Source organism: Mycobacterium sp. (genome assembly GCF_035499775.1).
Lineage (GTDB): Bacteria > Actinomycetota > Actinomycetes > Mycobacteriales > Mycobacteriaceae > Mycobacterium.
In genome coordinates this window covers 1-5,565 of sequence record NZ_DATJYB010000649.1, presented here as the reverse complement: position 1 = coordinate 5,565, position 5,565 = coordinate 1, and the positions used below count along the sequence as shown (strand labels likewise).

6 protein-coding genes and 1 pseudogene are annotated in these 5,565 nt (G+C 68.2%); 4 read left to right on the top strand and 3 right to left on the bottom strand.

Annotated features, from left to right (window positions below; translation table 11 throughout):
- Nucleotides 1–136 precede the first annotated feature (136 nt).
- A complete protein-coding gene (locus tag VML93_RS38405) occupies nucleotides 137–1,336 on the bottom strand; it encodes an NAD(P)/FAD-dependent oxidoreductase (RefSeq protein ID WP_325619102.1) in 1,200 nt (399 codons plus the stop codon).
- Nucleotides 1,333–2,253 carry an alpha/beta hydrolase gene (locus VML93_RS38400; RefSeq protein WP_325619100.1) on the bottom strand — a complete coding sequence of 307 codons (921 nt, stop codon included), beginning with the start codon at nucleotides 2,251–2,253 and terminating at the stop codon, nucleotides 1,333–1,335. The genes VML93_RS38405 and VML93_RS38400 overlap by 4 nt, the downstream gene beginning before the upstream one ends.
- Nucleotides 2,254–2,326: 73 nt before the next feature.
- Between VML93_RS38400 and VML93_RS38395 the strand changes: the two genes are divergently transcribed.
- On the top strand, nucleotides 2,327–3,262 hold the full coding sequence (locus VML93_RS38395) for a sterol desaturase family protein (protein WP_325619098.1): 936 nt from the start codon (nucleotides 2,327–2,329) through the stop codon (nucleotides 3,260–3,262).
- Between the two features lie 96 nt (nucleotides 3,263–3,358).
- Nucleotides 3,359–4,024 carry a hypothetical protein gene (locus VML93_RS38390; RefSeq protein ID WP_325619096.1) on the top strand — a complete coding sequence of 222 codons (666 nt, stop codon included), beginning with the start codon at nucleotides 3,359–3,361 and terminating at the stop codon, nucleotides 4,022–4,024.
- Nucleotides 4,025–4,027: 3 nt separating this feature from the next.
- Here VML93_RS38390 and VML93_RS38385 read toward each other — a convergent pair whose 3' ends face one another.
- Nucleotides 4,028–4,477: a nitroreductase/quinone reductase family protein gene (locus VML93_RS38385; protein WP_325619094.1), complete on the bottom strand. Its 450-nt coding sequence runs from the start codon at nucleotides 4,475–4,477 to the stop codon at nucleotides 4,028–4,030.
- A gap of 119 nt (nucleotides 4,478–4,596) precedes the next feature.
- Here VML93_RS38385 and VML93_RS38380 point away from each other — a divergent pair, with 119 nt between their 5' ends.
- The gene (locus tag VML93_RS38380) at nucleotides 4,597–5,280 is read left to right on the top strand and encodes a TetR/AcrR family transcriptional regulator (protein ID WP_325619092.1); all 684 of its coding nucleotides are present in this window, start codon (nucleotides 4,597–4,599) and stop codon (nucleotides 5,278–5,280) included.
- Nucleotides 5,281–5,453: 173 nt separating this feature from the next.
- Nucleotides 5,454–5,565, top strand: a pseudogene (locus VML93_RS38375) (VOC family protein); the annotation flags it as partial.

The window sequence follows — 5,565 nt, the reverse complement described above, 5'->3', positions numbered from 1 at the left end:
CGGCGCAGCCGGGCGCAGCGGGTCGCCACCATCGGGTAGAGCCGGGCGCAGCGGGTCGCCACCATCGGGTAGAGCCGGGCGCAGCGGGTCGCCACCATCGGGTAGAGCCGGGCGCAGCGGGTCGCCACCATCAAGGTCAAGGACGGGCCTGCAGGTCCGGTGCGGCCGCGGCCAGCAAGTCAGTCCGGTCGCCCGTCAGCGGCGGGTAGATCCGCACGGTATTGATGGTCTGTTTGGTCGCCTTGGCCTCGGCGCCTTTCGCCACCACCGTGCGGTCCCAGCCCTCGGTGTACACCGCGCCGGCCGGCCCGAGGTCCAGAACCGTTACGTACCAGGGGATCCGAAGGGTCAACAGCGGCGCACCGAACAGGTGGCTGATCACGTTGTACCCGGCGTAGCGGCCCATCGGGCGCCCGTGTTGACACGACATCACCGACATGTGCTCGTCGTCCATGCGGGCGGCGGCCACGTCGCCCGCGGCAAACATCGAGGGCACCCCGATCACCCGGAGATGATCGTCGACCGCCACGCGTCCCAGCCGGTCGCGTGCCACCGGCAGCTGTTCGGTCAGCGGGCTGGCCCGCATCCCGGCACACCACACCACCGTGGCCGCCGCCAACCGCTCGCCCGACGATAACGACACGCTGTCCTTGCCGACCGCGGTGACGCTCACCCCCGTCCTGGTCTCGACGCCGTTGTCGGACAGGGCCCGCTCGATCACCGGCCGCGCCGACGCACCCATGTCGGAGCCGACGAACGGATTGTGATCGACCAGCACCACCCGGGGTGTGACGCCACCGCCGCCGAAAATCGCGCGCAGCTGGTGGGGCAACTCGCATGCCGATTCGATCCCGGTCAGGCCGGCTCCGACCACGACCACGGTGGCCGCGCCGGGGGTCGGCGGCCCCTCGGCCAGGCCGCGCAGGTGGTGTTGCAGCGCAACGGCGTCGTCAAAGGTGTCCACGTCGAAGCCGAAGTCCCGCAGACCCGGCAGATCGGGCTTGACCACCTGGCTGCCCGAGGCGAGGACCAGTCGGTCGTAGTGGTACGCCGCACCGCTCGACGTGGCGACAGTGCGGGTCTCGGTGTCGATCGTGGTCACCTCGGCCACGACGTGCCCGACTCCGGCGGGGTCGAGCAGGTCGGCCAGCGGAATCCGGCAGGCGCGCAGGTCGGCCTCGTAGTTGCGCACCCGGATGTCGTGGAAAGGCTTGGCGCTCAGGACAGTGATATCGACCGTGCCCGCTGGGACGGCAAGCTCGTCGAGTCGCCGGGCGGCCCCGAGCGCCGCCCAGAGCCCGGCGAACCCGCAGCCGATGACGATCACGTCGGTCAAGGGCGCAACACCTGACCGATCTGGGCCAGTGTCACCGCGGCGTCATGACCGGGCAGCAGCATCCAGGTGTGCAGGCCTTGGTCGAGTTCGTGCCAGCCGATGTCGACACCTTCGTCCGCGGCGCGCTTACGGAAGGCGCGGGCGTCGGGGTTGAGCACGTCATGGGTGCCGGTGAATATCGTCAGGCGTGCCAGGCCGTCCAGCGGGCCCGCACTGGGGCTGACCAGGGGAGTGTCCAGCGGGTCACCGCCGGCGTAGCGGATGCCGGCCGCGCGCAGGTCGTCCAGGTTGAGAAACGGGTCGATCTTGGCGACGGCCGGCACCTCCGGGTCCGGCAGGCCGACGTGCATCCACGGCGAGAGCAACACGGCGTCACTCGGCTGCGGCAGACCGGCGTCGCGCACCGCATGGCACAGCGCGAAGGCCATCCCGCCGCCCGCCGAATCACCCATGAAGGCAACCGAACTCGGGTCAGCGGTCTCGAGCATCCGGCGGTACACCTGCAGCAGGAAGGGGAAGACTGCGCGGTAGCTGTGCTCGGGGGCGATGGGGTAGATCGGCACGGTCATCGTGCGCCGCACCGCATGCGCCAGCCGAGCGATCGCCGGCCAGTGGAAGTGGGGCAGCAGGTCCAGCACGTAGGCGCCGCCGTGCAGATAGAGCACGTGACCGGCGAGCGCTTCGCCGCCGGGCAGCCGCGGGGTGGCGCGGTAGACCGGGCGATCGTTGACGTCGTCGCGGGTGACGTCGATCTTCTTCAGCACGCGTTTCGACGGTTGCCCGGTGTAGGGCAGGCGCGGGTGGGCCGCCCATCGGTCCAGCTTTGCGACCGGGAACAGCCGGTTGCGCACCCCGGTGGCGCGCAGCAGTCGCTGGGTGGCACCGAGTTTGAGCATCCCGCGATGTGTCCTGGTCATCACAGACAGTCTCTACCCCGCCGTCCGGTTCAGCCGCTCACCGGGTGCGAACCCGGCGTCGTAATCTGTCTGTGTGCATGCGGTGACAGGTTTCTGGTTCGGGCTACCCGAGCAGATACGGGACCCGGTCCTGTTCGCCATCCCGTTCTTCCTGTTGCTGCTGACCCTGGAGTGGACGGCGGCGCGCAGGCTGGAACGCATCGAGAACGCGGCCGCCGACGCCACCCGGCCCCCGTCCGGCGCCTACCTGACTCCGGATTCCCGGGCCAGCATCTCGATGGGGCTGGTCTCGATAGCCACCAGCGCCGGCTGGAAGGTGCTGGCCCTGCTGCTCTACACCGCGATCTATGCCTACGTGGCCCCATGGCACCTTTCACCGGCCAAGTGGTACACGTGGCTCATCGCGCTCGTCGGCGTCGACCTGCTCTACTACGGCTACCACCGCATGGCCCACCGGGTCCGGCTGGTCTGGGCGACGCACCAGGCCCACCACTCCAGCGAGTACTACAACTTCGCCACCGCGGTGCGGCAGAAGTGGAACAACAGCGGCGAGGTCTTGATGTGGCTGCCGTTGCCGCTGCTGGGCCTGCCGCCCTGGATGGTGTACTTCAGCTGGTCGCTGAACCTGATCTATCAGTTCTGGGTGCACACCGAGCGCATCGGCAAGCTGGCACGGCCGCTGGAATTCATCTTCAACACCCCGTCGCACCACCGTGTGCACCACGGGATGGACCAGCTGTATTTGGACAAGAACTACGGCGGCATCCTGATCATCTGGGACCGGCTGTTCGGAACCTTCCAGCCCGAGCTGTTCCGCCCGCACTACGGCCTGACCAAGAAGGTCGACACCTTCAACATCTGGAAGCTGCAGACCCGCGAATATGTGGCGATCGCCCGTGACTGGCGATCGGCCACACGCCTGCGCGACCGGCTTGGCTATGTCTTCGGACCGCCAGGCTGGGTCCCGCGCCAAGCCGACGACGCGGTCCCGCTGGCAAAGTCTCGGTAACGCCAGCAGCCGTCGACACGAAAAATCCCAAAACGGGGAACTCCAAGACATCAACCAGCGGTCGGCATCGCGCCGGCAAGACGGATCGGAGTCAGGATGCTTAGTCGGGCACTGTCCGCTAGCGCCGCCGCCATCGCCGTATGGGGGGCCGTGGCCGGGGTGTCGCCCGGCACCGCCAGCGCCGACCCGCCGGCGGCCTTCCCGGGCATGGAGATCCACCAGGGCACCAAGGTCTGCACCCTGGGGTATGTCGACCCGGGCCGCAGAATCGCCTACACCGCGGGGCACTGCCGAGGTGGGGAAGCGGTCACCGACTGGGCGAACAACGTCATCGGCCACCTGGCGGCCTTTCGGGACAACACGCCGAGCGGCACATCGGTAGCCACCGACCAGCAGATCGCCGACTACGAGGCGATCGCGCTCGACCCCAACGTCGCGGTGAGCAATGTCCTGCCCGGCGGACGCGCGCTGGAAGCCGGCCCCGCAGCGCTTGCGCCGGGCCAACCCATCTGCCATTTCGGCGTCACCACCGGCGAGACCTGCGGAACCGTCGAAAGCGTCAACAACGGGTGGTTCACCATGTCGCACGGTGTCCTCAGCCGCAACGGCGATTCCGGCGGACCGGTGTATCTGGCGCCGAATGGCGGACCCGGGCAACTTGTCGGAATCTTCAACAGCGTCTGGGGAGATTTTCCGGCGGCGGTGTCATGGCAAACCGTCACGCAGTTTGCCCGGGCCGATCTCGGCGGCGGCGCCGGCTAGGAATCAGTGCGCCCCGCCCGCCACCGCGAACACGGGGATCGCCGGTGCGGCAGCACGCAGCTCGTCGTCGCCGGACTCCGGCGTCAACCCCTGTACGTAGTCCTTGACCTGCCAGTACCACCTGGCCAGATAGCGCCTCAGCACTTCCGGCTTGGCGTCGTCGGGCACCTCGGTGACGGCGGTCGGTTCGCTGCGCCAGCGCGGTCCCACCTCGACAACGCCCGCAGCGCGGACGTTGCGCGCCCACTGGGTGTTGCCGCGCGGTGAGACGACATAGTCCACGCCGTCGACGGTCAGCAGGTTGATCACCACACCGCGGGTTTTGCCGCTCTTGCGGCCACGAACGCGCAGCGCGCGGGTGCCGGCGATGCTGATCCCGAGTTCGGCAAGCCAACGGATGACCGTGTTGGCGGCCCGGGCGGCCCGGTTGGGTTCGTCGTATCGCGTGGACATGATGCCATCCTCTCCGAGGGATATGAGATCTTGAGAGCAGTGCTCTCGTTACAGGCCACCGTGCCACATGCTCGCGAGAAAAGCAAGAGCGGTGATCTCGATTGTGCCAGACTGGCCTGGTGGGCAAGCGCCAGGAGTCGCGAGAGCTGATCGAGGCGAGAATCATCGAACTCGGCCGTCGCCACTTGGTCGATCACGGCGCGGCCGGGTTGTCGCTGCGGGCGATCTCCCGCGAACTGGGCATGGTGTCCTCGGCGGTGTACCGGTATGTGTCCAGCCGCGACGAGCTGCTGACGCTGCTGCTCGTCGACGCCTATTCCGACCTGGCCGACGCGGTGGACCAGGCCCGTGAAGCGGTAGCGGACCTGTGGAGCGACGACGTCGTCGCAATCGCCCGGGCGGCGCGGCAGTGGGCGATCGCGCACCCGGCCGGTTGGGCCCTGCTCTACGGCAGCCCCGTGCCCGGGTATCACGCACCACCGGAACGCACGGTCGGTGCGGGCACCCGGGTGGTCGGAGCGTTTTTCGACGCCATCGCCGCGGGAATCGCCACCGGCGACATCAGGCTGACCAATGACGTTGTCGCGCAACCGATGTCATCGGATTTCGAGCGGGTTCGCCAAGAGTTCGGCTTTCCCGGCGACGATCACGTCATCGCCAAGTGCTTCCTGCTCTGGGCGGGCGTGGTGGGCGCGATCAGCCTCGAGGTGTTCGGCCAGTACGGCGCCGACACCCTGACCGACCCGGAGGCGGTATTCGAGACTCAGGTGCGCCTGCTGGTCGGGGTGCTCACGCAACATTGACGGCGAGACGCAAAAGCACCCGACGCACCCGGGCGTGTCGGGTGCTTCTGTGTCTGCTCGGCGGGGAACTAGAACGTGTTCACCCGGGATTTTGGCGACGCCGAAGGCAATTGACGGCAAAGTTCCCGCGGCCCCGTTCTGCCTGCGCGCGGGCTGGGCTATCCTGCGAGACGATGAACCTTCCCGTTCAATCGCCGACACAGATCGCCTGGGTAACCGCCGACCTGGACGCCACCGAAACGGCCCTCACCGGCTTGTTAGGCGTACGGAAGTGGGTGCGCATCC